20 protein-coding genes and 2 tRNA genes are annotated in these 26,244 nt (G+C 34.8%); 11 read left to right on the forward strand and 11 right to left on the reverse strand.

Annotated features, from left to right (window positions below):
• Positions 1–116: 116 nt before the first annotated feature.
• Both FA046_RS15810 and FA046_RS15815 read right to left on the reverse strand, forming a co-directional pair.
• Positions 117–188, reverse strand: a tRNA-Glu gene (locus FA046_RS15810).
• Positions 189–223: 35 nt separating this feature from the next.
• Positions 224–296, reverse strand: a tRNA-Met gene (locus FA046_RS15815).
• Positions 297–451: 155 nt separating this feature from the next.
• Between FA046_RS15815 and era the strand changes: the two genes are divergently transcribed.
• From era to FA046_RS15830, 3 genes are all read left to right on the forward strand, one after another.
• Complete coding sequence (era, locus tag FA046_RS15820) at positions 452–1,330, forward strand: GTPase Era (protein ID WP_136827511.1); 879 nt, start codon at positions 452–454, stop codon at positions 1,328–1,330.
• A 414-nt stretch (positions 1,331–1,744) separates the two neighbouring features.
• Positions 1,745–3,046, forward strand: a complete 1,302-nt coding sequence (gene der / locus FA046_RS15825; protein ID WP_136827512.1) for a ribosome biogenesis GTPase Der — start codon at positions 1,745–1,747, stop codon at positions 3,044–3,046.
• A 172-nt stretch (positions 3,047–3,218) separates the two neighbouring features.
• Positions 3,219–3,425 (forward strand): hypothetical protein, encoded by a 207-nt coding sequence (locus FA046_RS15830; protein ID WP_136827513.1) that lies wholly within the window; start codon positions 3,219–3,221, stop codon positions 3,423–3,425.
• A 57-nt stretch (positions 3,426–3,482) separates the two neighbouring features.
• Here the strand turns inward: FA046_RS15830 and FA046_RS15835 are convergent, their stop codons facing one another.
• Entirely contained in the window at positions 3,483–5,096 is a 1,614-nt protein-coding gene (locus FA046_RS15835; RefSeq protein ID WP_136827514.1) for a S41 family peptidase, read from the reverse strand.
• Between the two features lie 169 nt (positions 5,097–5,265).
• Between FA046_RS15835 and FA046_RS15840 the strand changes: the two genes are divergently transcribed.
• From FA046_RS15840 to aat, 4 genes are all read left to right on the forward strand, one after another.
• A complete protein-coding gene (locus FA046_RS15840; protein ID WP_169303395.1) occupies positions 5,266–7,464 on the forward strand; it encodes a TonB-dependent receptor family protein in 2,199 nt (732 codons plus the stop codon).
• A 138-nt stretch (positions 7,465–7,602) separates the two neighbouring features.
• Entirely contained in the window at positions 7,603–8,418 is an 816-nt protein-coding gene (gene murQ / locus FA046_RS15845; protein WP_136827516.1) for an N-acetylmuramic acid 6-phosphate etherase, read from the forward strand.
• Position 8,419: 1 nt separating this feature from the next.
• Positions 8,420–8,986, forward strand: coding sequence for a hypothetical protein (locus FA046_RS15850; RefSeq protein ID WP_136827517.1), 567 nt, complete (start codon positions 8,420–8,422; stop codon positions 8,984–8,986).
• Between the two features lie 148 nt (positions 8,987–9,134).
• Complete coding sequence (gene aat / locus FA046_RS15855) at positions 9,135–9,764, forward strand: leucyl/phenylalanyl-tRNA--protein transferase (RefSeq protein ID WP_136827518.1); 630 nt, start codon at positions 9,135–9,137, stop codon at positions 9,762–9,764.
• Between the two features lie 6 nt (positions 9,765–9,770).
• Here aat and FA046_RS15860 read toward each other — a convergent pair whose 3' ends face one another.
• The 3 genes from FA046_RS15860 to FA046_RS15870 form a co-directional block, all read right to left on the reverse strand.
• On the reverse strand, positions 9,771–10,802 hold the full coding sequence (locus tag FA046_RS15860; protein ID WP_136827519.1) for a serine hydrolase domain-containing protein: 1,032 nt from the start codon (positions 10,800–10,802) through the stop codon (positions 9,771–9,773).
• A 91-nt stretch (positions 10,803–10,893) separates the two neighbouring features.
• On the reverse strand, positions 10,894–12,288 hold the full coding sequence (locus tag FA046_RS15865; RefSeq protein WP_136827520.1) for a M16 family metallopeptidase: 1,395 nt from the start codon (positions 12,286–12,288) through the stop codon (positions 10,894–10,896).
• Between the two features lie 48 nt (positions 12,289–12,336).
• Positions 12,337–13,653 carry a M16 family metallopeptidase gene (locus FA046_RS15870; RefSeq protein WP_136827521.1) on the reverse strand — a complete coding sequence of 439 codons (1,317 nt, stop codon included), beginning with the start codon at positions 13,651–13,653 and terminating at the stop codon, positions 12,337–12,339.
• 136 nt (positions 13,654–13,789) lie between these two features.
• On the opposite strand from FA046_RS15870, the gene pgi reads away from it, so the two are divergent.
• From pgi to FA046_RS15885, 3 genes are all read left to right on the forward strand, one after another.
• Positions 13,790–15,430, forward strand: coding sequence for a glucose-6-phosphate isomerase (gene pgi / locus FA046_RS15875; RefSeq protein WP_136827522.1), 1,641 nt, complete (start codon positions 13,790–13,792; stop codon positions 15,428–15,430).
• 132 nt (positions 15,431–15,562) lie between these two features.
• Complete coding sequence (locus tag FA046_RS15880) at positions 15,563–16,501, forward strand: DM13 domain-containing protein (protein WP_169303396.1); 939 nt, start codon at positions 15,563–15,565, stop codon at positions 16,499–16,501.
• A 1-nt stretch (position 16,502) separates the two neighbouring features.
• Positions 16,503–17,339, forward strand: a complete 837-nt coding sequence (locus FA046_RS15885; protein ID WP_136827524.1) for a hypothetical protein — start codon at positions 16,503–16,505, stop codon at positions 17,337–17,339.
• Between the two features lie 6 nt (positions 17,340–17,345).
• On the opposite strand, the gene FA046_RS15890 is transcribed toward FA046_RS15885, so the two are convergent.
• Positions 17,346–18,395, reverse strand: coding sequence for a glutaminyl-peptide cyclotransferase (locus FA046_RS15890; RefSeq protein ID WP_136827525.1), 1,050 nt, complete (start codon positions 18,393–18,395; stop codon positions 17,346–17,348).
• 290 nt (positions 18,396–18,685) lie between these two features.
• Here FA046_RS15890 and FA046_RS15895 point away from each other — a divergent pair, with 290 nt between their 5' ends.
• Complete coding sequence (locus tag FA046_RS15895; RefSeq protein ID WP_136827526.1) at positions 18,686–19,150, forward strand: QcrA and Rieske domain-containing protein; 465 nt, start codon at positions 18,686–18,688, stop codon at positions 19,148–19,150.
• Between the two features lie 5 nt (positions 19,151–19,155).
• Here the strand turns inward: FA046_RS15895 and FA046_RS15900 are convergent, their stop codons facing one another.
• From FA046_RS15900 to FA046_RS15915, 4 genes are all read right to left on the reverse strand, one after another.
• Entirely contained in the window at positions 19,156–19,521 is a 366-nt protein-coding gene (locus FA046_RS15900) for a YraN family protein (protein WP_136827527.1), read from the reverse strand.
• Positions 19,522–21,474, reverse strand: a complete 1,953-nt coding sequence (gene dnaG, locus FA046_RS15905; RefSeq protein WP_136827528.1) for a DNA primase — start codon at positions 21,472–21,474, stop codon at positions 19,522–19,524. It lies immediately after the preceding gene.
• 281 nt (positions 21,475–21,755) lie between these two features.
• Positions 21,756–23,204 carry a RagB/SusD family nutrient uptake outer membrane protein gene (locus FA046_RS15910; protein ID WP_136827529.1) on the reverse strand — a complete coding sequence of 483 codons (1,449 nt, stop codon included), beginning with the start codon at positions 23,202–23,204 and terminating at the stop codon, positions 21,756–21,758.
• Positions 23,205–23,241: 37 nt separating this feature from the next.
• Complete coding sequence (locus FA046_RS15915) at positions 23,242–26,184, reverse strand: SusC/RagA family TonB-linked outer membrane protein (protein WP_136827530.1); 2,943 nt, start codon at positions 26,182–26,184, stop codon at positions 23,242–23,244.
• Positions 26,185–26,244: the final 60 nt, after the last annotated feature.

Raw genomic sequence — 26,244 nt, forward strand, 5'->3', positions numbered from 1 at the left:
TAATTACCCGTAAAGTAAGTGGCACGAGGCGATTTTTTTTTTATATTTAATTCGCCCTATTGCTCGCCCTAAGACATAAAAAAAGCAGCAATCGTGTGTGATTACTGCTTATTTTGTAGCCCGTAGGGGAATCGAACCCCTGTTTCTAGAATGAAAATCTAACGTCCTAACCCCTAGACGAACGGGCCATAAAAAAAGAATTGTCTTTCAAATTCTTTTTAGGTAGCGGGGACAGGACTCGAACCTATGACCTTCGGGTTATGAGCCCGACGAGCTACCAACTGCTCCACCCCGCACTATATTTTTGTGACTTGTAATCTTTCAAACTTAATTGAAAACACTTGCTGTTTTCTTTTTTAAGCCTTTTCAGAAACAAATAGTTTCTCTGAATTGGTCTGCAAAGATATAATTCGTTTCTTTGTACTCCAAATCTTTTTTAAAATAAATTTTAATGACACATAAAGCAGGTTTTGTAAGTATCATCGGAAAGCCAAACGCAGGCAAGTCAACCCTTATGAATCAATTAGTTGGAGAAAAAATGGCCATTATCACGCCAAAAGCTCAAACTACAAGACATCGTATTTTAGGGATTGTAAATGATGAAAATTATCAAATTGTTTTCTCAGATACGCCAGGAATCATCAAACCCAACTACAAATTGCAGGAAAATATGATGCATTTTGTGGATGATGCTTTGGTGGATGCCGACATTTTAGTTTTTGTGACTGACATTAACGAAAGACAGGATGAAGAAGACGTTTTAGAGAAGCTAAAAAAAACCAGCGCAAAAGTTTTGGTAGTGATCAATAAAATTGATGAATCACAAAACGAGTTGATTGAAGAAAAAATTAATTACTGGAAAGAAAAGCTAAACCCAGAAGGAATTGTGGGCTGCTCTGCCTTACATGCTTACAATGTAGAACCGGTAATGAGTTTTATTATAGAGAATTTACCTGTTCACCCACCATATTACGAAAAAGACGAATTAACTGATCGCTCTGAACGCTTTTTTGTTTCGGAGATGATTAGAGAAAAAATCTTTAAATTCTATAAAAAAGAAATCCCTTACAGTACCGAAGTTATAATTACCTCTTTTAAAGATAGTAAGGACATTATAAAAATTAGTGCCGAGATTGTGGTGGAACGTGATTCTCAAAAGAACATTATTATTGGCGCTGGCGGGGTGATGTTAAAAAAAGTAGGTACTTATGCCCGTCAGGATATGGAGGAGTTTTTACACAAGAAAGTTTTCTTAGAAATGTTTGTGAAAGTGATTCCTGATTGGAGAAACAGAGAGAATTACTTAAAGAGTTTTGGTTATTCTGAGTAAAGTCCAAGGTTAGAAGTCCGCTGTCCGCAGATAATTTTGAGGTTCATTTTAAACTTTATGATTAAAACGGAATTCTTGTTAGGAGTTAGGAGTTCGAAGACCGCAGTCGGAAGACAACTTTGGTTTACTTGATATTTTGTAATTAAAACAAAAATTACTGCCGACATCCGACTGCCGACTTTGCTACCGCGTTAAGGATGGAAATGGATACCGGCTAGTGGCTAAGGCTTGTGCAGTATGAATGTACAGCCTGCCCCGTGTAATGGCCTTGTGTTTAGGGAATGGGAAACGCCCAAATTATTTCATTTAGTCCTGAAAATCAATAATATATAATAATCTCCTTAAGCCGAGTTTTTTAACTAGCTTTGCAAAAAAATTATGCCGGTAGGATAAGACCGGGAAAAAATTAAATTTATGAGTAATATACTAGCGATCGTCGGGAGACCGAACGTAGGAAAATCAACGTTATACAACCGTTTAACGGAATCCAGAAAAGCCATTGTTGATGATGAAAGTGGCGTAACCCGAGACAGGCATTACGGCATTGGAGAATGGACCCACAAAAATTTTACTGTAATAGATACGGGCGGTTATGTAGCCAATTCTGAAGATGTGTTTGAAGCTGCCATTAGAGAGCAAGTTTTAATTGCCATTGAAGAGGCCAATGTAATTGTTTTTATGGTAGATGTAACTACCGGAATTACAGATTTGGATGATGACATTGCCCAAATTTTAAGAAGAAGTAAAAAACCTGTTTATGTAGCTGTAAATAAGGTAGATAATTTTCAGCTTCAGTCTGATGCCACTGTGTTTTACAGCCTTGGTTTAGGAGAAATTTATTGCATTTCTTCTATGTCTGGTTCTGGTACCGGAGAATTATTAGACGAGGTGATTGTTAATTTTGATGAGGAAAAAGAAGAAGAGAACAAATTGCCTGTTTATGCAATTGTTGGCCGCCCAAATGTGGGAAAATCTTCTATGATTAATGCTTTAGTTGGTAAAGACAGAAACATTGTAACTGAAATAGCGGGTACCACCAGAGATTCTATCCATATCCACTACAACCAGTTTGGGCATGAGTTTATGCTGATTGATACTGCCGGATTAAGAAAGAAAACCAAGGTTAGAGAAAACATTGAGTTTTACTCGGTAATGCGTACCATTAAAGCTTTAGAAGAAGCTGATGTAATTGTTTTGATGATTGATGCCGTTGACGGAATTGAATCTCAGGACATTAATATTTTTCATTTAGCCGAGAAAAACAAAAAAGGTATTGTTATAGTGGTTAACAAATGGGATTTAATTGAGAAAACGCATAAAAGCACTTTAGAGTTTGAAGAAAAAATTAAAGAAAAACTTCAACCTTTTGTAGATGTGCCTATTGTATTTACATCAGTTACAGAAAAACAAAGAATATTAAAAACAATTGAAGCCGCAGCAAAGGTTTACATTAACAAAACCAAAAAAATACCGACTTCTAAATTGAACGATATTTTATTACCAATTATAGAAAATACGCCGCCACCAGCAATTAAAGGAAAGCATATTAAGATAAAGTACATTACTCAAATTAACGCTACATCACCCATGTTTGCGTTTTTCTGTAATTTACCTCAATACATTAAAGAACCTTATAAAAGGTTTATTGAAAACAAATTGAGAGAACATTTTGACTTTACTGGTGCGCCAATTCAAATATTCTTCAGACAGAAATAATATTTTTATTTGGGCGTCCCGATAGCTATCGGGATAACCGCTTTCCGCTGTATCCGTTTGTCACCCTGAGCGGAGTCGAAGGGCCAAAAAAGATGCCGCTTCAATCGTTAACGCAAACAAAATTGAAGCATATTTTATTAGTAATAATTAATCAACATTATAAAATTTAAAAATGAAAAAATTCTTAACCCTTACATTCGTAGTTGCTGTATTAGGTTTAGCAGCTTGTAGTAATGACAAAAAAACAAATGAAGAAATAGATTCTTTAAACCAAGCTTCTGCAGATTCTTTATTAAATGCAGCATTAGCTGACACTACTAGTGTTTCTGATAGCCTTGCTACAGATAGCCTGGTTGTTGATAGTACGGTAAACAAATAAAAATGTAATGCTGAATATGTTTTAGCTTTAAGAAAATTATCAAATAAAAAACCCGGTTTAAGCTGGGTTTTTTATTTTCTCAATGGCTTTAATCACAAAGTCGTCATCCAAATTATATACTTTATAAAAGCCTTCTTCATTAAAGTAAAACCTTGCCAACAAAGCCTTAATTTGCTTGGTAATTAATGGTTTTGAAAGCAGCATTTCTTTATTATTTAAAATGATTTTTTTGGTTTTACAGAAAGCCAAAAATTGCTTAAAATCTGTTTCATTAAAAATATATTTATTCACAAACTCATCTGCAGTTAAATATTTTTTGGGATTAAAATTATTCACCAATGTACCATAAACATACTCGGGGATAAGGTTTTTCCTACTAATTGCTCTATAAAAAGAGGTAATGTTTGTGGTATCTAAAGAAATAAAAACATCGGGCATAATGCCGCCGCCGCCATACACCACTTTTCCTTTACTTGTTTTATAAGTTTGGGTTGTGCTGTAAAACATAGAATCTTTTAAAGCACTATCTAAAGAAGTGTACTCGCCACGCTCAAATCTTTGGTTAATTTCATTTTTATAAGCTACTGTGCCATTACGATAAGATTTTTGAATAGACCTTCCAGATGGCGTATAATACCTGGCTATAGTTAAATTCATGGCAGAACCATCTCCAAAACCAAATTGCTCTTGCACCAATCCTTTCCCAAAAGAACGTCGACCTATAATTGTTCCTCTATCTAAATCTTGCAACGCTCCGGCAACTATTTCACTAGCAGATGCGGTGCCTTCATCAATTAAAATAATGAGCTTACCTTTTTCAAAAACGCCATCTTCTGTAGCAAAATAGTCGGTACGTGGTTCGTGTAATCCTTTGGTATAAACTATCAATTTTCCGTCGGGTAAAAACTGATCTGCTAAGGCTGTTGCCGAGCTTAAATAGCCGCCGCCATTTCCTCTTAAATCAAGAATAAGACTTTGCATTCCCTTATCTTGTAGCTTACCCAATTCATTAACAAAATCTTCATCGGTATTAGACCCAAAATTGGTAATCTTAATAAAGCCAATGCCTGCTTTCATTAAAAATGAGGCATCTATGCTGCTCACAAAAATTCGGTCTCTTATAATGGTAAACTGCTTTGGTTTTGCCAAACCTTTTCTTAAAACCGAAACATTTACTTCGCTACCCTTTTTACCCCTCAGCTTGTTCACCATGTTTTCTGATAACAATGCTGTTCCTCCCAATTTTTGCCCGTTTACGGCAATAATTTTATCTCCTTTTAGTAAACCTGCTTTAAAAGACGGACCATCATCTCTCACATGAGTTACAAAAAGCGTATCATTAATCATATAATACTCTACTCCAATCCCATCAAAATTACCTTCTAAACTTTCATTTTGAGTTTTAGCTTGTATGGGTGGTAAATAAACAGAATGCGGGTCTAAATGAGCTAAAATCTCATTAATTGCTAAATCTTCTAAACTATCAACAGCTACTTTGTCTACATATTTTTTTTGAATGATATGAAGAATTTTATTGACTTTTCTAGACGGAGTTAAACCTAAACCACTGCTAATCTTAAGATCTGATGATTGGGAACCAATATAAATACCTAATGCCAAAATAAGACAGGTAAATACGGCGAGTTGAATATTCTTTTTAGTAGTACTCATTTAAAAACAGAAGCCTAAAATTAATCAGATAATTGCTTTAGCAACATGATTTAGGACGAAAATAAACCTATTTGTATTATTTAGAATAAATCTAATTAAATATTGCGAAAGCAATTCACAGTTTCTATATTTGCCATCGTTATTTAAAATCAGTCTAAATAAAATGCATATGCGCAAATTATCCGTTTTATATCTTGCTTTTTTACCTCTTTTTGCCGTTGCTCAAAAAGCAGAAAATGAAGTTTTACTAAAGAAAATAAATAATGACAGTTTAAGCTATGAAATGCCTCAGGTTACCGTTGTTGGCACAAAAGATAAGCTGTTTAGTCGTGTACCAGGATCTGTAAGTATAGTCACCAAAAAAGATCTTTTACAGTTAAACCCTTTAACAGTAAATGAGGTTTTAAGAAAAATAACCGGACTTAATGTTGTGGATGAAGAAGGTGCGGGTTTAAGAGTTAATATTGGTATAAGAGGCTTAGATCCTGATAGAAGTAGAAGTGTTTTGATGCTTGAAGATGGTGTTCCTATAGCCTTAAACCCTTACGGTGAACCTGAAATGTACTTCACTCCTGCTATTGATAAAATGGCTGGGTTAGAGATATTAAAAGGCTCTGGTCAAATTTTGTTTGGTCCGCAAACGATTGGTGGTGTAGTCAATTTTTTCACCGCTGATCCTCCAAGTGAATCTCAAACTAGAATTAAATTAAATGGAGGTGATAACGGTCTATTCTCTAGTTTTATTAGCCACGGTAATACCTTCGGAAAAACAGGATTTATTATTTCTTATTTACATAAAAGAGCAGATAATTTAGGAACTGCTGCTTTTAGCATTCATGACTTATCAGCAAAAATAAAGCTCCAAACCAGTGAAAAATCAAATTTGGGGTTAAAAATTGGTTTTTATGATGAAATATCTAACTCCACTTATGTTGGCTTAACACAAAACTTATATGATAACGGCGGTCAGGATTTTTTAAGAATCGCACCTGAAGATAGGCTTCCAATTAGAAGGTATAATGCTTCTTTAACGCATCAATTATTTCTAAATAACAATATCAAACTTCAAACTACTGCATTTGCTTACACCATTACTAGAAATTGGCAACGTCAAGAGTTTTCATTCACACGCCCCAATGATTTTTCTGGTGTTGTTTATGGTGATACCAATATCCCAAACGGAGCATTATATTTAAGAAACACTACAGGCAACAGAAACAGACAGTTTGAGGTTGTTGGTATTGAACCTAAATTGAATATCAAACATCTTCTTTTTAATAAAGAGAACGTATTAGAAACTGGTGTACGTTTTATTTACGAAAGAGCGAATGAGCAATTTATTATTGGCGCTAAACCAGATGCTTCTTCTGGTAATATTAGAGATAATGAAATTAGAACAGGAAGAGCTTTTAGTTTATATGCTCAAAATAAAATTGATATAACTTCTAAGCTAAACATTAATATAGGTGCAAGATTAGAAAACTACGATTACAACCGTGAAATTTTAAGAGGCAGGTTTAGGGTAAACGGAGTTAACAATGTGGTAAGAGACACCAGTGTTTTGGCAAGTAGTAATACTTTAGCTTTTATACCTGGCGCTGGCTTAAACTATAATTTATCTGATAAAATAAACCTATTTGCAGGGGCACATAAAGGTTTTGCTCCGCCTAGAGTAAAGGATGCCATTACCAGCGAAGGTATAGCCCTAAATTTAGATGCCGAGTTAAGTACCAATTACGAATTAGGCTCAAGATTTAATTTTAACGAGGTTTTAACAGCAGAAATAACTGCTTTTGTAATGGATTTTCAAAATCAAATTATTCCGGTTTCACAATCATCAGGAAATTTGAACGCTACAGGTTTAGTAAACGGAGGCCAAACTTTACATCAAGGTTTAGAGTTGGGTTTTAAATTTGATTTTGGCAAACTACTAAATAGTAAGAACAGTTTCTACATAGAAAACAGCAGCACATTCCAAAAATCGGTTTACAGTGGAGATCGCTTTGTGGGTAACGCTAATTTAAAAAACTTAAGCTTACCCTACGCCCCTAATAAAATGATTTGGACCGCTCTAGGAACCAATCTTAATAACGGTTTTGGGGCTAGAGTAAGCGGAAACTTCATCGATAACCAATTTACCGATGAAATAAATAGCATAACACCTAGTGCAAACGGCAGAACAGGGCAAATTGATAGTAGATTTATTATAGATGGAAATCTTTCGTATAAACTGCCTAAAATAAATGCAAACATCAATATCGCTGCTAAAAATTTAACAGATCAAAGATACATTAGCTCTAGAAGGCCTGAAGGAATTAGGGTAGGTTTACCTAGGTTAATTACTTTAGGTTTCGATTATACTTTCTAAACTTGAAAATTAATAGCTCTTACACCAAAAATAATTTTAATTAAGCCCTTGGCTAACCCGTAAAGCTATATTAAAACATACTTTGCATTTTAAACTTTTATTAAAGCTTTTAATTTCCGAATTTTACGGCTATAAGCTATGCAAAGAATAACAGAGCAAGATTCAAATCATCAAAATTTAGAACACATGAGTGTTTTAGATATCCTCCAAAATATTAATAAAGAGGATAAGACGGTAGCTTTTGCTGTAGAAAAAGCCATTCCGCAAATAGAAAAATTAACTACTGCCATAGCTCAAAAAATGAGTAAAGGTGGCCGGTTATTTTATATTGGAGCTGGCACCAGCGGGCGTTTAGGGGTTGTTGATGCTTCTGAGTGTCCTCCAACATTTGGAGTCCCATTTGATTGGGTAGTTGGAATTATTGCAGGTGGCGACCACGCCATTAGAAAAGCGGTAGAATTTGCAGAAGACGACACCGAACAAGCTTGGATTGATTTGCAAGCTTTTAACATCAACACTAATGATGTTTTAGTAGGAATTGCAGCATCTGGCTCTACACCGTACGTTATTGGCGGACTAAATAAAGCTAACGAATTAGGAATCATTACTGGCTGCATTGTAAATAACAGCGAAAGCCCTATTGCTGAAATTGCCAAATACCCAGTAGAAGTTGTTGCAGGCCCTGAGTTTGTAACAGGTTCTACCAGAATGAAAGCCGGCACTGCCCAAAAACTAGTCCTTAATATGATTAGTACTACCGTAATGATAAAATTAGGTAGGGTTAAAGGAAATAAAATGGTAGATATGCAGTTAACCAATAATAAGCTGGTTAATCGCGGTATTCAAATGATTATGAATGAAACCGATTTAGATGTACAAACGGCTTCAAAATTATTAGAAGAAAACGGAAGTGTAAGAAAAGCGGTAGAAGCTTATCTTGCCACATTACAGTAACATGCATGAAATAGAACCTTATTACAAATGGAGAGATGATTATATCGCCTCAGAAGATAACCGCTCCCCATTTTTTGAAACCCAATACAATGAGTTTCATTACGATAAACAGATTTACAATTACCTTATTCACCCTCAATGGGATTTCTTTGGCTCTAACACTCTTTATTTAAAAGTAATTTTTGTTGATTATGACTTGTCTTATGCCATTATAGAATTTATTGGCGAGTGGAATGACGCCATAGATAACGACATTATGCTGCTGAAGAGAGAAATTTTAGAGTCTATTATTAGTGAAGGTATTAATAAATTTATTTTAATAGGGGAGAATGTGCTTAACTTTCATTCTTCTGATGATTGTTATTACGAAGAATGGTTTCAAGATGTTGAAGATGGTTGGATAGCAGGAATCAACTTTAGAGAACATGTAATTGATGAGTTTAAAACCAATAATATAGATTATTACATCAATTTTGGCGGCGCTTTAGACGAAATGAATTGGCGTCAGTTAAAGCCTGTAGAGCTTTTTAATAAAGTAGAAGCACAATTGATGCGGAGGTTAAATTGATGATAAACAAAAAAACCGTTCCCACCACAGAACGGTTTTAAAACCAAAAACTAAAATATAAACCTTTCTATTTTCTACCTTTTATGCAAATAGATAAAAACCTGAGACTAAACTCACTACTAAAGGTTTAAAGCAACTCAAAAAAACAATGATTTTTAGGTTAACCGATGAGCTTATTTTCCCAAATCCTGCTTTAGCAGACGAAGATGGATTACTAGCCATAGAAGGAGACCTGTCTACACAGCGACTGCTTTTAGCTTATCAAAACGGCATATTTCCTTGGTTTGGTGATGATAGCCCCATTTTATGGTATAGCCCACATGAACGTTTTGTGCTATTTCCTGATCAAGTAAAAATCAGTAAAAGTATGCAGCAGGTGTTAAGGTCTAAAAAATTTGAAATTACTTTTAATACCGCATTTGAAAAAGTGATTAAGGCTTGCGCCGATGCAAAAAGAGCAGATCAGGACGGCACTTGGATTACCAATGAAATGCAGGAAGCTTATGGCAAACTTCACCATGAAGGCATGGTTCATTCTATAGAAGTTTGGGAAAACAACGAATTAGTTGGCGGTTTATATGGTGTAGCTGTAGGTAAAGTGTTTTGTGGCGAATCTATGTTTTCTAAAAAAAGTAATGCTTCAAAATGTGCTTTAATATGGCTTTGCCAAAATGGCAATTTCGAAATCATAGACTGCCAAATCCATTCAGAACATTTAGAAAAATTAGGTGCCGAGATGATTAGCAGAGAAGAATTTTTCACCTACCTAAACTCTTAATAATTGCTATTTTAATTGTGCATTTAGCTGATTCCTAAAATCAATATAAATAGGAAAAACTTCTTTCATGCTTTTTACTGTTGCTAAAACACCGTAATACTGATGCTCAAAATCTATCCAAGGTGTAAAACCAAATGCACCCGGTGATGATGAAATTTTAAGCCTCCCAGTTTTTGGATCTTGCTCTCGCCAATTTCCAATTCCATACTTCATAACTATTGGTGGCGTAAATAATTTTTCATACTTAGTAAACGGACTGTATTCTACTTTTGCTTCGCCAATTTGATTTGCTAAAAGTTGATTAATAGCTGTTTCAGAAAGAATTCTTTTCCCTTTAAAAATTCCTTTATTCATCATCATGCTTAATAAATTGAGATAATCATTAACTGAAGAATGCGCTCCTCCACCAACTTGTGGTGTTTTCTCATTTTTAGTAAACGTGGTGTTTTTCATTTCCAAGGGCTTGGCAATTTTTTCTTGAAAAAGCGTTTCAAAATCTTTTTTACCTACCAATTCAGCTATTCTTCCAGCAACTTGCATAGAATGGCCTCCATAGCTAAAATATTCCCCTGGTTTTCCAATCAGTTTCTCTTTAAAAATGGTTTCGCATTGCTCGGCCATTTCATTTTTATTCATTCTTATAAGCTTTAAAGTTCCTTTTCCAGACATTCCAGATGTATGCGAGAACAATTGCTGAATGGTAATATTGGCTTTATCTTGAGGAACAGTCGGGAAAAATTTCTTTAGTGGATCATTTAATGTAATCAATTTTTCGTCAACCAATTTCATGATTAATGCCCCACTTAACCATTTACTGGCCGATGCAATTGGGATTGCGGTATCATCATTAATTACCCCAAATTGATACTGGTACAACACTTCATTTTTAGACACTACTTTCACATTTAAACCCTTTTTAAAGCCCACCAACTCTTCTTGGTTGTTTCTTAAAAATTGATCTAACTGCTTTTTATCCAAACTTTGTGAAAAAGTTGGTGCAACTAGCAATTGCAACAAAATAAATATTGTATACCTCATCACCAATTGACTGTTTTATCATTAAAAAGTTTAAAAAACAAAAGCCTCAATTTTTACTTGAGGCCTCAATTTTATTAAATTATTTTGGTTCTTAATACCCGTCAGTTTTAATTTGTTTCTCGGTTACGGGTCCGTATTTCTCTACAATACTTTTAATATCTGCAGATTTCCCAATAAATAAGAACTGCAAATTATCTGCAGGGAAATATTTAGCCACAATTTCTTTGGCTTTCGCCGATGTTAAACCATCTACATTAACCTGAAAATTATTAATATAAGATTCATCAAATCCGTACCAAAACATCTGCGTAAGCAAAGAAGCTAACTGACTAGATGTTTCATAATCTGGGGGAAATTGCCCTTTCACATAATTTTTTGCTGATGTTAAAGTCTCTTCATCCATCCCTTTTTCTCTCAATTTTTTCAAAACCTCTAAGGCTTTATCTACAGTTGGTTCCGTGGTTTTAGTAGCGGTAAAAGTAGAAACATAAAAAGTTCCAGCATTTTTTAAAGCCGCAAAGCGACTGTTGGCACCATAAGTTAAGCCCGAGTTTACCCGTAACTCGTCATTTAACCAAGAGGTAAATCTTCCACCCAAAACGGTATTCACTACTTCAATAGCCACATAATCTGGATTGTTTCTACTAATGCCTTTCCCTCCTATATACATGGTGGTTTCTCTGGCATCTTCCTTATTTACCAATAAAACTCTTGATTTTGTTGGCAAAGCTTCTGGCATAGTAATTTTCATGCTGTTTTCACTTCCTTTTTTCCATTCGCCAAATAATTTAGTGATTTTCTCTTTCATCAACTTAGCGTTAAAATCTCCAACGAGGGTAATTGCTGAACCATTTGGATGATAATTACTTTGGTAAAAAGCTTTTAGATCTGAAGTATTAATATTAGTGATGGTACTTGGTTTTCCAGAAGTTGGGTTCGCATAAGGGTGCTCTCCGTAAATAAATTTATCCCAATAATTGCCCATTACATTACGCGGGCTTTCTTTAGCTCTTTCTAATTCCTGTAAACCTCTGGCTTTTTCTTTATCAAATTCTTGTTGGTTAAAAACCGGATGAAGCAACACTTCTTTAATAATAGGTAAAACCTTGTCTTGATCTACTTTGGCAAACTTAGCACTTAAATTGGCCGACTCTTTACTTGCTGATGTATTTAATGATGCCCCTAAAAAATCAAGTTGCTTTTCAATTTCTGATTTGGTGTAGCTTTTAGTTCCGTACTGCAAACCATCAGCAGTTAAAGCTGCTAGACCATTTTTTTGCCCATCGTAAATGGCTCCAGCTGGGATAACTGCCGCTAAACTTATGGTGGGCACTTCATGCTGCTCCATTAAATAAATGGTTAATCCATTCTTTAAAATAAATTTTTGATAGGCCGGCACTTTAAAAGCCTCCTGAGCATTTGTTATATTAATGGATACTGCCAGAAGTAAGAAAGGCAACATCATGATTGATACTATTTTTTTCATCTTTTTATAATTAATTGGGCTTAAACCCTAATCCTTTTACCTTAAACCTTACTCTTCTACGTTTGCTTTTAAAACCCCTACCGTTCTATTAGATTTTTTGAAATAAGTATTGGCTACTCTTTTCACATCATCCAAACTTACTTTAGCATATTCATCTGGGGCGCTAAACATTTTTTTATAATCGCCAAAAAACAACTCGTAAGTACCTAAACTATTAGATTTACCATCAATAGTTTCTATAGAACTGTAAAACTCCATTAACTTCTGGTTCTTAATTTTTTGCAATTCATTTTGCGTAATTCCTTCTTTAGCAATCTTTTCTAATTCTGCATAAACGGTTTTTTCAACCTCATCTAAAGATTTCCCTTTGTTTGAGGAAATATAAAACTGAAATAAAGTAGGATCAAAACTTTCTCCATAACGAGAAAAAATAGACGTTGCCAGTTGCTTTTCATCTACCAAAGAAGTGTATAATCTAGAAGAATTTCCACTGGTTAAAACCGAGCTTAAAATATCTAAAGCATAATAATCTTTAGATTTTGATTCGGGCACATGATAAGCAATCATCATGTAAGGTGCATTCACTTGCTTTTGTACGGTTATTCTTCTTTCGCCAGTTTGTGGAGGCTCTACTAAATGCACTTTAGGAGCAGGAGCTTGTGCCGGAATTGGCTCCATATATTTTTCGGCTAAGCGCTTTACTTCAGCTAATTTAACATTGCCAGAAACTACAACGGTACAGTTATTTGGCGCATAATAAGTTTTAAAATAATATTCTAAATCTTGTTTAGTCCAGTTTTTAATATCTTCTTCATATCCAATTACGCTCCAACCGTAAGGATGTTCTACATAAGCTGTGGCGCTAACCATTTCGCCTAATGTTCTCCATGGAGAGTTTTCTAAACCAGTGCTTCTTTCAGAAAGCACCACTTCTCTTTCAGAATCAACATATTTTGGATCAATGGCTAAATTAGCAATCCTATCAGATTCTAAATCAAACATGGTTTCCATCGCATTTGCTGGAAACCAATCAGTATAAACGGTCACATTTTCTGTGGTGTAGGCATTATTTGCACCTCCGTTAAATTCCATGGTTCTATCAAATTGCTTGGGGCCGTATTTTTTTGCTCCGTTAAACATCATGTGCTCAAAAAAGTGAGACAAACCGGTAATACCGGGATGTTCATTTCTAGAACCTACGCTGTAAAACAAATACATATTTGCATTAGGGATAGAATTATCCTCTAAAACCAAAAACTTCATCCCATTTTTTAGGGTAAAAGTTTTTACATCATCCACCTTATTTTGGGCATAAAGCTGAGTGCCTGCCACTAATAATAAAGCTACTGCTATTCTTTTGATCATAATTTTGATTTTTGCAAATGCAATTTAAAGCTTGATGCTCATAATAACTAATAAGAAATAAATTATGTCAACATTTTTGCAATCAACTGCCTGCTAAAGAGGTAAAATTTTATCTTTACCAAAAAAACAGGCTATTATGTTATCTAAAATAAACTTTACGCAAACACAGGCTTACGAATATCTAATTGATCATTTTGTAGAGATGACCGAGATAGATTTAAAAGAGCTTTTCAAAAAAGATGAAGATCGTTTTAAAAAATTCTCTGTTTTGTTTAACGATATTTTTCTTGATTATTCTAAAAACAGAATTGACGATCAAACCATGGCTTTGTTGATGCAATTAGCTAAAGAATGTGATTTAGGAAACGCGATTAATGCCATGTTTAATGGCGAAAAAATTAACGAAACCGAAGACCGAGCCGTTTTACACACCGCATTAAGAAATAGAAGCAATGCTCCTGTTCTTTTTGAAGGAAAAGATGTAATGCCTGATGTGAATGAAGTTTTAGATAAGATGAAGAAATTTTCTGAAGCTATTATTTCTGGTTCATGGAAAGGATACACCGGCAAAAGTATCACCACAGTGGTAAATGTGGGAATTGGTGGTTCGGATTTGGGCCCGGTAATGGTAACCGAAGCTTTAAAAGCCTACAAAAATCATTTGACCTTACATTTTGTTTCTAACGTTGATGGCACTCACATTGCCGAAACTTTAAAAAAGGTTGATCCCGAAACTACTTTATTTTTAATTGCCTCTAAAACTTTTACAACTCAAGAAACCATGACTAATGCGCTTTCTGCGAGAGATTGGTTTTTGAAAAGTGGCGCAAAAGATGCAGATGTAGCTAAGCATTTTGCTGCCTTATCTACCAATGCAGAAGGGGTGAGCAAGTTTGGAATTGACACCAACAATATGTTTGGCTTTTGGGATTGGGTTGGCGGAAGATACTCTTTATGGAGTGCCATAGGATTGCCTATTGCTCTTTCTATAGGGTTTGAAAATTTTGAAGAATTATTGACCGGTGCACATGAAATGGACAATCATTTTAAGGATACCGAGTTTGAACATAACATACCTGTAATTCTTGCCCTTTTAGGCATTTGGTACAACAATTTTTTTGAAGCTGAAACAGAAGCTATTTTACCATACGACCAATACATGCATCGTTTTGCAGCCTATTTTCAACAAGGAGATATGGAAAGTAACGGTAAACATGTGGATAGAAACGGAGAAACTGTACTTTACCAAACCGGACCTGTAATTTGGGGCGAACCTGGAACCAATGGGCAACATGCTTTTTACCAATTAATTCACCAAGGAACAAAATTAATTCCTTGTGATTTTATTGCTCCTGCTCAATCTCACAACCCGCTAGGCGAACATCATAAAATGTTATTGTCTAACTTTTTCGCCCAAACAGAAGCCTTAATGAATGGCAAAACAGAAGAGGAAGTGGTTGCCGAATTAAAAGGAAAAACACCAGAAGAGATCAGTAAAATTGCTCCGTTTAAGGTTTTTGAAGGAAACAGACCAACCAATTCTATTATGGTTAAAAAAATCACTCCAAAAGTTTTAGGTTCTTTAATTGCCATGTATGAGCACAAGATTTTTGTACAAGGCGTAATTTGGAATATTTACAGTTTTGACCAATGGGGTGTTGAATTAGGCAAGCAATTGGCCGGAAAAATTTTACCAGAACTAACCGCTGATGATCAAATTACCGCTCATGACAGCTCTACCAACGGATTAATTAATTTGTATAAAGAGTGGAGATAGGGATGAGTTGAAAGTGGAGTGGGCATTTTAGTCCCGATGAAAAATGCAGCTTCACTCTTTGAAGCAAAAAGCCTTGCAAAATTTGTAAGGCTTTTTTTTTCGCTACGACAAAGCATTCAAAAACCGAATGTTATGCGAAAAATTCAACTACTTCAAATCGTTTTAATATTTATCACTTTGGCTTTAACCGCTTGCCAAGGAACAGATGTTTTGGATGATCCGATTGTAGCGCCAAAAATACAGCTCGATAAAAACCAAGCTATTTTAAGAGTAAACGAAGAAACAACCGTTAAAGCAAAATATTTTGACGAATATGGTGTAGAAAAAACTGTTCCTTTCATCTGGGCATCTACTCAACCACAAAATGTAACTGTAAATCAGGATGGAAAAATAACTGCCTTAAAAGCGGGTAGCGCTCAGGTTTTCCCACAATATCAAAACTTTATTGGTCCTGCTGTAGATGTAAATGTTGTAGCCACAGACAACGCAATTGCCAAAGTCATTATCAGTTCATCTAAATCTAACCTAAACCTAAATGAGCAAATTAATCTTACCATAACCGCTCAAAACATTAATGGACAAACTGTTACCGGGATAAAGACAGAGTGGTTTTCTGAAAACGCATCTATTTTAAAAGTAAATGCCAACGGAGAAGTAACCGCTTTAGCAAATGGGATTGCTGGTATACATGCTAAAATTGACGGTGTAAAAAGTAACAGCATAGATTTTACAGTTGGAAGTAATTCTCTAAATGGAACTTTTGTATCAGCAGGTGGGTATAAAGCGGTTGGTACTGTAATACTTAAAAATATAAACAACGAGGTTATTTTAGAATTAGGAAGCGATTTTGAAACCAGTTTTGCCTTAGGAACTTTTGTTTATTTAGCCAACTCTACTAATGGCTCTGTGGTAAGATCAACAGGTTTAGATTTAGGAGAAATTAGAGCTAACGGCGCTAAAAGCTTTAATGTTAGCATGGCAAAAGCTAATGTGACTTTAACAGATTACAAATATGTGGTGATACTTTGCAAACCTGCAAGTGTGAGTTTTGGATTTGCTGAATTGAAATAAGATGAAAACTACTTTAAAATTTGGAGCGCTACTTTTACTTCCTTTTAATTTATTTGCTCAAGGTTGGTCACAAGGCAAAGGTAATGGCTATTTAAAAATCAACCAAAACATAGTGAGTTCTTCTAAATATTATGCGCCAAATGGAAGCAAAGTAAGTATTACTACTATTAACCAATATGCAACCGGTTTTTATGGTGAATTTGGTATCAACAAAAACCTTACTGGCTTAATTAATTTTCCTGTTTTTGTAAATCAGAGCTTAAATGCCATTCAATACAAACAAAGTGGCAAAACAATTCCGGGTGATGAGCTGAATGCCATTGGAGACACAGATATTGGCTTAAAATTTGGTTTTGCTCAAAAAAAATCAATTGTATGGAGTACCAGCCTGATTTTAGGATTACCTTTTGGCAAAACCAATGGCGGAGAAACAGGCATTTTGCAAACTGGAGATGGCGAGTTTAACCAAATGATAAGAGTAGACGCTAGTCATTCTTTTTATCCTAAACCTATTTACGTTTCTGCATATTCTGGCTTTAATAATAGAACAAAAGATTTTTCAGACGAGTTGAGGTATGGTTTTGAAATTGGCTTTCCATTTAAAAGTTTTACTCCTGTTTTTAAACTAAGCGGAATAAAATCATTAAAAAATGGTTCTACTTTAAGCAATCAAGGCAATCTGTTTGCAAACAATGTCGAATTTTTATCCCCAGCTTTAGAGTTGAACTATTTATTAAATAAGAAAATTGGCTTAAGCGGAGCCGTTGCTTCTGCCCTATTTGGCAAAAATGTATTGAGTGCGCTCAATTATAATTTTGGAATTTTTAGAAAGTGGTAATTGAACTTATTGCTTTACCAATTCTATTTGGAAAAGTTTATCCCACTTTTTACCCGTTACAAATAATCTTTTACCCGCTTTATCATAGGCAATGCCGTTTAAAACATTATTGCCTTCATCATCAACCGGGCCTTTTGGCAAGCCTATCAAATTAATATAGGCTTCTACTTCGCCTGTTTTAGGATTGATGATAGCCACCAACTCTGATTGATAAATATTAGCATATAATTTACCCTCTACCCACTCTAATTCATTAAGCTGACTAACCGGTCCTTTATCATCATAAACCTCTATCATCCCGGTAGGTAAATACGTGTTTTTATCTAATAAAAAAATACGATTAGTTCCATCTGTATTGTAAACGGTTTCTCCGTCAAAAGCTAATCCCCAGCCTTCTTCGGCATGGTTATAAGGAATAGTTTTTAATAATTTAAAAGTAGCTCTATCATATTCAAAAATCACTTTTTCTGTATAGGTTAACTGAATAATTTTATTAGCAATAACAGTCATTCCCTCCGCAAAATATTGATCAATGTCTTGCTGCTTTAATACTGTACCATCTAAAGCTACTTTTCTTAAACTTGAGTAATTAGCTTCGCCGTCGCTTTCGTAAAAAACACCATCGTGATATTCTAATCCTTGGGTATATGATGTAACGGAATGAGGAAAAGTTTTGATGATTTGATAACCATATTGATCTGGCTTTTTAGAACTCACTATTATAATGTTGGCTGTGACTTCTTCTGATATTCCTTTTCTAAATATTTTTGCAGTAATTAACCTGCTACCCAACGAATAGTTTTCTGTTTTCAGTTGAAAAGCAGTAGTATCTAAAATGGTTTCAACTTTTGAAGTATCTACAAAATATTGGATAGAATCTACCAATCCGTCTGTAAAGGAAAGTCGAAGTGAAATAGGTTGCCCTGATTTTACTATTTCTCCACTTTCTGGGCTGATAAAAGAACTTGTAGAATTGGAGTTACTCTTTTGCTTGCAAGCAATAAATAAAGAGAGAAAGCAAATGGCTACAATTCTATATGTGTTTTTAGTTGTCATTTTTTGATCTTATAGATAATAATCTTCTAATTTAAAAGCTTATTGGCTAAAGTAAAAGAAAGACAGTATTAATACGAATTTTAAAAACCATTCCTATTCATTAAATTAGTAAATAAGATTGTGAAACAGATGATTAAAACGTTTTGCAGAAAAAACAGGCCCCTAATTTTAAAATACTTAAGAACTTAATTTTTAAAAGATTTAAAAAAAACCATACCTGTTGTATTTGCGTTATTTAATATGAATTAACCTAATTAATACTATTTCTTTTTACCATAAAATCAATAAAAATGGAACGTCATGAATTTTTAAAATCTTTAGGTTTGGGAGTTGCAATGGTTTGCGGTGGCGCTTGTTTAAGTGCTTGTGGTGGCGATGATACTTCTACACCAAATAATACTACGCCAACACCATCTCCAAATCCAGGCACTGGTAATACGGTAAGTATAGATATCCCAAGTAAGCTGGCTAATATAGGCGACCAAACTACCATGAATGGAGTGCTTTTCTTTAGATTATCAGCAGGAAACACTAGTGCTTCTTTTGTAGCTACAGAAGCTTTGTGCCCTCATCAAAGTGGGCAATTACGTTGGTTAAACAACCAAAGTAAGATTCAATGCCAACTTCACCAAGCTGAATATACCAGTAGTGGAACAGTTACTCAAGGTCCACAAAATTCACAAGGGAGTACTAGAACGTTAAAAATTTATACCACAACAATTTCGGGGAACACCATTACGGCAACAGTGGTTTAAAGAAATTAATAATTCCAAAAGGCGTCTTCAATGTGGTTAATTTGATAGGTTTCAAATCCTTTTTTAAATAAAATGGATATGATATCGAACCTCATTTCGCCTTTATGATCTACTAAATAAACATATTCTTCGGCGGCATCTGTTAATAGTTGCTGCTTTTTTTGATCTACAAATTCTTCTGGGTCACCAAAATAATTTCCCGAACGGGCTTTAACTTCTACAAAAATGATGGTTTTATTGTGGTAGGCAATAATATCAACTTCGGCTTTGCCAAACGTCCAGTTTTCATCTAAAATCTCAAAGCCTTTGGCCTCTAAAAAAGCTTTTGCAATGGCTTCTCCTTTTTTACCATCATCGTTATGCGTTGCCATTTATTTGATAATTACTGAGCCTAAATAGTTAGAAATATATTTTTCTACCTCTTTTAGCTGCAAATATTCTTTCATCAAAATGGTAACATTATCCACATCTGCTTCTTCCTGAATGGCTTTTTGTTTGGTGGTAATCATGCTGGCAATTTTTTTCTTTTTCAAATGAAAAATAGCGCCCATTACGGTTCCTTTTAATCTTTCGGTTTCATCTGGTACGGTAATGTTGTGCATCAGATACCAATTCTCACTTAAATGATAAGGAGATGAAATCATAGAAACCGCCATATTTGCAATCTCCGCATCGGGATGTTGAATAAAATCTTTTTCAGTCGGTAATTTTCCGTTCTCTAACTCATCATGATAATGTTGAATGACTTTAGCATAAAGAACATTGCTAAAGCTTACATCACTTAAATTGGTAATAATATATGGCCCAATATAAGTATCGGTCATTTCATCCCAATTCACCATTTTATCTCCGTAGGTTAATAAAACCCTAATCATGTCTCGCTCTTGAAATTCATCAGCTGGTATAACCTGCTCCTCCACAAATGCATCAACAAAAGCTTCAATTGGATAATCATCATGACTTTGCTGTTGGGGTTGCGGTTGAAACTTGGCTTGCTGATTTTGGCTGTCCTTTTTAGCTTTTCCAAGCTTCATTTTATTGAGCTCAGAAATCAGAATTCGCTCTTCCATTTGCAGCAAGTTGCTACACTCTCTTAAAAAAACAGAAGCTTTAATGGCATCGGGAATTTTAGCAATACTTTCTACCACTTCCCTTATCACGCCAGCTCTTTTTATAGGATCTTTTCCTGCGTCTTTTAAAAGAATCTCGGTTTTAAAGAAGATAAAATCCTTCTTGTTTTTTTCTACATGGGTTTTAAAAGTATCAGCTCCTAATTGTTGGATATATGAATCCGGATCATGGCCATCAGGGAAAAGGACTATTTTCACATCCAATCCTTCCTCCAAAATCATATCTAAACCTCTTAAAGAAGCTTTAATTCCGGCAGCATCACCATCATATAAAATGGTTACACTTTTGGTGAAACGACCAATTAATCTTATTTGTTCAACCGTTAAAGAAGTCCCAGATGAAGCCACTACGTTTTCTACGCCGGCTTGCTGCACAGATAAAACATCGGCATAACCTTCTACCAAGTAACAATTGTCAAAATCTCTTATGGCTTTCTTTGCCTGAAAAAGCCCGTAAAGCACACTAGATTTATGGTAAATATCACTTTCTGGAGAGTTTACATATTTAGGAACTGCTTTATCTGTTTTTAAAGTCCGGCCTCCAAAACCAATAATCCTACCTGTAAAATTATGGATGGGAAACATCACCCGCCCTCTAAATCTATCGTATATTCGGCCTAAATCATTTTTGATGACTAAGCCAGTTTCCTCTAAAAATTCTTGTTTAAATCCATCGGCAACAGCAGCATCTAGTAAAGCATTCCAATCATCGGGCGAAAAGCCTAATTCAAATTTCTTTATAATGTCTTCTCTAAAACCACGCTCCTTAAAATAGCTTAGTCCGATAGTTTTGCCCGCTTCACTATTCCACATTTTATTGGCAAAAAATTTGGCCGCATAATTAGAAACAATGTATAAACTCTCTCTCCTATCTACCTCTGCCTGATACTCTGGCGTAACTTCTGTTTCTTCAACCTCAATATTATATTTTCTGGCAACGTACTTTAAAGCTTCTGGATACGAGTATTTTTCGTGTTCCATAATAAACCTAACCGAGTCTCCGCCTTTGCCACAACCAAAGCATTTAAAAATCCCTTTTGAAGGAGACACATGAAATGAAGGCGACTTTTCTCCATGAAAAGGACATAAACCAATCATGCTTGTTCCCCGCTTTTTTAGATGCACAAAATCACCCACCACCTCTTCTACTCGGGCAGTTTCTAAAATACGATCTATGGTTTCTTTCTTAATCATTGCGGGAAGACAAAATTGCAGAAAATAAAATGGAGGGCAAAGTATAATTTATTGCTAAAACAAAAAGCCTTTCTGCAAAGAAAAAATAAATAATTCTAGAAAAGGTACTGTTATGGTTGCTAAAAAAAGATAGTCTTGCTGTACACTATAGTCCCCAAATAAAAATTGGGGAGCTGCCGCTGCCATCAAGTTTATTTTACTCGGGCTGTTGCAATTAAAGCAAAAAATAAGGGCTACAAATTTACTTTGCAGCCCTTATTAAAAATTAAATTACTTAAATATTACCAACCTGTTGATTGTTGAGTGCTAATTGCTGGATTAGCATCAATTTCTAATTGTGGTATTGGCCAAGTCCAGTATTTTGAGGTAGAAGCTAAATTTAAAGCTGTAGAAGTTAAAGCTCTTTCAGTTCTTGCAATGGTTTTAGATGTTCTCTTTAAATCAAACCATCTATGACCTTCACCTACTAACTCTTTTCTTCTTTCTAATTCAATAGCATCTAACAAGGCTGTTCCAACTAATAAAGCTGGGGTATAACCTGTAATTCTAGCATCTCTTAAAGCATTTAAATCAGCTAATCCTAAAACTTCTTTAGCGCCGCCTTGTCTTGCTCTGGCTTCTGCTCTAATTAAATAGAGTTCTCCTGTTCTTAAAGCTTTCCAATTTACAAGGTTATCATTAGCAGTAAGACGACCATAAAATTTATTGATAATTCTTCTTGGAGTTCCTCCAGCAGAATTTCTAGTTGCAAAATAAGGAGCAAATCTTACATCATTAGTTTGATCATAAGTTGCCTCTAATGCCGCTGCAGGACGAAATCTATTACGGTTTGAGGACGCTAAATGAACGCCTGCTGCTGGAGATCCTTCACCAGCGTTAAAAGAAACTGACCATAAAACTTCAGCTACAGAAGCATCTTTCCAAATACCAGGGAAATTAGCTTTAGACGCTAAAGGAACTGCAGTAATAACTGTAGTTGCATAACTTTCTGCGGTTGCATATTCTTTAGAATATAAATACATTCTTGCCAATAAACCTCTTATTGCATTCACGTCAAGGTTTGACTTGTTAGTTGCGGTATTAATTCCAGTAACTGCTGCAAGAGCTGTTTCTGCGGCAAGCATATCTGCAAATATTTTATCCCAACTTCCTTTAACAGTTAATCTGGCTGGTTTCAATTCTATATCTACAGTTTCAATATAAGGAATACCTAATTTTGTAGAATTTCTATCGTATTCTTCAGCCCAAAAACGAAGTAAATCAAAATGAGCCATTGCTCTAATTGCTAATGCTTGTCCCCTAATTCTATTAGTTCTAGCAGCATCTTCAGAAGAAAAGGCATCTAAACCTCTTAAAGTTAGGTTAGCTTGGGCAATAACTGAATAGGCAGCGGTCCAAGCTATGATAACATCAGATTCAGCTGTACTAAAAACCCAATTAGTTTGTGGTTGCCAATTGGCTAAATCTTCACCTGTTTGTACTAAATTATCTCCCATCATATCAGGAAGGTTAGCCCAAGTACTTGTTGTTTGGCCTCCACTACCAAAGTAACCAACTTGTCTAAACAATGCGTAGGCACCTGTTAAGGCAAAATCGTAATCATTTAAATTTGTAAAAATTTGGGAGCCATCTTTCTGAAACTCTGGCTCAACGTCTATGACATCGCTACATGCCGCGAACATCATCGATAAGGTGAGTGCGCTAACTGTAATTATCTTATTAAATCTCATTTTGTTTATATTAATATTAATAATTCAATAATTTAAATTATAGTCCAAAGTTTAAACCTAGGGTAAAGGTTCTCAATGCAGGATATTGAGCTCCGTTATTTATACCGGTAGATATTTCAGGATCATATCCTTGAAACTTATGCCATGTATAAATATTTTGTCCTTGAATAAATAATTTCACATTATCAATTTTAGCTTTTTGTAAAAATGATTTAGGAAGTGAATATGAAAGGGTTGCATTTCTTAATCTTAAGAAATTTCCAGATTCTACAAAACGAGTTGTTCCATCTTCATAAACATCATCAAATGCGGGTACATCTGTAATATCTCCTGGGTTACGCCACTCTCTTAAATTTTCTACCGCTAAATTATCATAATAGTATCCTGGATTAAGAACGTTACTTTTATCATTATTGAAGATTTTATTACCTCTTACAAAACTGAAAAATGTATTCAATGATAATCCTTTATAGGATAAAGTTGTTCCAAAGCCACCAAAGTAAGGAACTTGAGTGCTTCCAACAATTACTCTGTCATCTGCATCATACTCTTCAGTAATACTTCCATCTATCTTACGGTATTGTTGAGCTCCATTTGCGGGATTTACACCTGCTGTTGGCACAAGAAACAATGAATTGATAGATTCACCAATTCTATTAATAGTAACTCCCCCACCAATAATTTCAGTTTGATCACCAACTAATTTTTTAATCTTATTTTGGTTGTAAGTTAAACTAGCATTTACAGACCAGTTAAAATTTTGTGATCTAAGAACATCTACATTTAATGAAGCTTCAACTCCATTATTTTGTAACTCTCCAATATTTGAAGTTAAAGAAGGATAACCTGTTGTTCTAGATAATTGTCTATCAAGAAATAAATCACTAGTTAATGAGCTGTAGTATTCTAAAGCTCCACTAAAACGACCTTTAAAGGTAGAAAACTCAAAGCCAGCATTGAAAGTTGCTTTTCTTTCCCATTGTAATTCTGGATTAGCTAATTGAGTTTGTAATAACCCGCTTATTCCGTTATAAACAGATCTGCCATATAATTCTCTTGATTGAAAGTTAAGTAATCCAGATTGATTACCTGCAGAACCATAACTTACTTTGAATTTTAATTCATCAAGGAAACTGTTTTTAAGAGATGACATAAAATCCTCGTCTGAAACTATCCAACTTGCACCGATAGATCCAAAGTTTGCAAATTTCTTGTTGGCTCCAAATCTTGAAGAACCGTCTCTACGGAATGATCCTTGTAAAAAATATCTGTCTTTAAAAGAATATTTAGCATCTACAAAATAAGATAATAGGGCATTTATACTTCCATTTCCTGTAACTGCAGGAATAAATCCATTGGTTGCATTACCTGGGGTTATACCGGCTTCATTTTCAAATGCACCACCCAAACCATAACCAGTGAAGCCAAAATTGGCAATTTTATTTTTTACAATCTCATTAAAAAGTCCAACAGAAAAAGTATGATCTTTTTTGAAGGTTGTACTGTAGTTTACTGAAGAAGTAGCAGTATATCTGAAGTAACGATCGCCACTTCTGCTGTAGCTTCCTTTGCCACCCGTTTGTGCTCTACCTGTAGCTGTTGTTGGATCTGTAAACTGAGAATTTTCGTTATTTCTAAAGTCACCTCCTAGGTTAGTTTTTAAAGTTAATCCTTTTAAAAATGGTGCATTGTAAGATAAATAAACACTACCAATACCTTTAAATTGTTTTCTATTACGACTGTTTTCTAACAATTCTTGTAAGCCATTTGGTTGACCAGAATAAATTTCAGTATAGTTACCGTTAGCATCAAAAGGAGATTCGTAAGGATTAGCCCAACGAGCTGCATTTAATGGAGAGGCAATACCTGTGTTGTTCTCATCTGTATTTGTGAATAAAGAATAACCAAAAGAAGAGGTTAATCCGAAATTAAAATCACCAGATTTGCTATCAATATTTGCTCTTCCTGTAGTACGTTCTAAAGCTGTAGCTTCTAAAGTACCTGTTTGATCAAAGTAAGATCCTGACAGGAAAAAAGTAGTTTTTTCATTTCCACCTGACGCACTCACTGTATGATTAGCTGTTTTACCTGTTCTGTATAAAACATCTTCCCAATCAGTATCAATTAATCTTAGAGCAGCTAAATCTGCAGCTGACCATCCGTAAGGATTTCCATTTGCAATTTCGTAATCTAATTTTTGCTGAGTGTTCATTAAAATCAACTTACTAGCCGGAAGATTTGATTCTCCGTATTGAACGTCATATGTTAATTTTGTAGCTCCTGATTTACCTTTTTTTGTTGTAATTACAATTACTCCATTAGAACCTCTAGAACCATACTGAGAAGTAGAAATTGCATCTTTTAAAACTGCAATACTTTCAAAATCACCTGAGTTTAATGTTGAAAAATCATTTGCAGTAATTTCAATACCATCTACAATATACAATGGAGTGTTGCCTCCTTGTATAGAACCAGAACCTCTGATAAGAATAGAAGCTGCTGCACCTGGCTGACCTGAATTAGATTGAACTAAAATTCCAGGAGCTTTACCTTGCAAAGCTTGGTCAAAAGATGCAATTGGCACCTGAGCAAATTCCTCTGCTTTAATGGTTGAGACAGACCCTGCAATAGATCTTTTGTTTTGAGTACCGTAACCAGTTACGACTACCTCAGATAAAAGTTTTTGATCTTCTGATAATTGCATATTAACTGTTGTTCCAACAGAAGCTTCTTTAGGAAGAAACCCAATGTAACGGAAAACCAAAGTTTTAGCAGTAGCTGGTACTGATAATTTGTAATTTCCATTAGCATCTGTTTGTGTTCCAACTGAGGTGTTACCTTTTACAGAAACACTAACTCCTGGTAGCGGCAAACCGTCTGCCGCTGATGTAACTTTTCCTGTTACGTTAACGTTTTGTGCAAACGCCACCGAAACCATCAAAAAGCACATAATTACATAGCTTAGTAATAATTTTTTCATAAAAAATTGTTTTGTTTAAAAAATGAAGGTAATAATAATTTATATAGATGCAAAAAAACA

Source organism: Pedobacter cryophilus (genome assembly GCF_005116455.1).
GTDB classification, from domain to species: domain Bacteria; phylum Bacteroidota; class Bacteroidia; order Sphingobacteriales; family Sphingobacteriaceae; genus Pseudopedobacter; species Pseudopedobacter cryophilum.

Bases quoted from the DNA above. Each gene is read 5' to 3' on its own strand.
- era (WP_136827511.1), top strand. From the start codon at position 452: ATGACACATAAAGCAGGTTTTGTAAGTATCATCGGAAAGCCAAACGCA.
- der (WP_136827512.1), top strand. From the start codon at position 1,745: ATGAGTAATATACTAGCGATCGTCGGGAGACCGAACGTAGGAAAATCA.
- FA046_RS15830 (WP_136827513.1), top strand. From the start codon at position 3,219: ATGAAAAAATTCTTAACCCTTACATTCGTAGTTGCTGTATTAGGTTTA.
- FA046_RS15835 (WP_136827514.1), bottom strand. From the start codon at position 5,096: ATGAGTACTACTAAAAAGAATATTCAACTCGCCGTATTTACCTGTCTT.
- FA046_RS15840 (WP_169303395.1), top strand. From the start codon at position 5,266: ATGCGCAAATTATCCGTTTTATATCTTGCTTTTTTACCTCTTTTTGCC.
- murQ (WP_136827516.1), top strand. From the start codon at position 7,603: ATGCAAAGAATAACAGAGCAAGATTCAAATCATCAAAATTTAGAACAC.
- FA046_RS15850 (WP_136827517.1), top strand. From the start codon at position 8,420: ATGCATGAAATAGAACCTTATTACAAATGGAGAGATGATTATATCGCC.
- aat (WP_136827518.1), top strand. From the start codon at position 9,135: ATGATTTTTAGGTTAACCGATGAGCTTATTTTCCCAAATCCTGCTTTA.
- FA046_RS15860 (WP_136827519.1), bottom strand. From the start codon at position 10,802: ATGAGGTATACAATATTTATTTTGTTGCAATTGCTAGTTGCACCAACT.
- FA046_RS15865 (WP_136827520.1), bottom strand. From the start codon at position 12,288: ATGAAAAAAATAGTATCAATCATGATGTTGCCTTTCTTACTTCTGGCA.
- FA046_RS15870 (WP_136827521.1), bottom strand. From the start codon at position 13,653: ATGATCAAAAGAATAGCAGTAGCTTTATTATTAGTGGCAGGCACTCAG.
- pgi (WP_136827522.1), top strand. From the start codon at position 13,790: ATGTTATCTAAAATAAACTTTACGCAAACACAGGCTTACGAATATCTA.
- FA046_RS15880 (WP_169303396.1), top strand. From the start codon at position 15,563: ATGCGAAAAATTCAACTACTTCAAATCGTTTTAATATTTATCACTTTG.
- FA046_RS15885 (WP_136827524.1), top strand. From the start codon at position 16,503: ATGAAAACTACTTTAAAATTTGGAGCGCTACTTTTACTTCCTTTTAAT.
- FA046_RS15890 (WP_136827525.1), bottom strand. From the start codon at position 18,395: ATGACAACTAAAAACACATATAGAATTGTAGCCATTTGCTTTCTCTCT.
- FA046_RS15895 (WP_136827526.1), top strand. From the start codon at position 18,686: ATGGAACGTCATGAATTTTTAAAATCTTTAGGTTTGGGAGTTGCAATG.
- FA046_RS15900 (WP_136827527.1), bottom strand. From the start codon at position 19,521: ATGGCAACGCATAACGATGATGGTAAAAAAGGAGAAGCCATTGCAAAA.
- dnaG (WP_136827528.1), bottom strand. From the start codon at position 21,474: ATGATTAAGAAAGAAACCATAGATCGTATTTTAGAAACTGCCCGAGTA.
- FA046_RS15910 (WP_136827529.1), bottom strand. From the start codon at position 23,204: ATGAGATTTAATAAGATAATTACAGTTAGCGCACTCACCTTATCGATG.
- FA046_RS15915 (WP_136827530.1), bottom strand. From the start codon at position 26,184: ATGAAAAAATTATTACTAAGCTATGTAATTATGTGCTTTTTGATGGTT.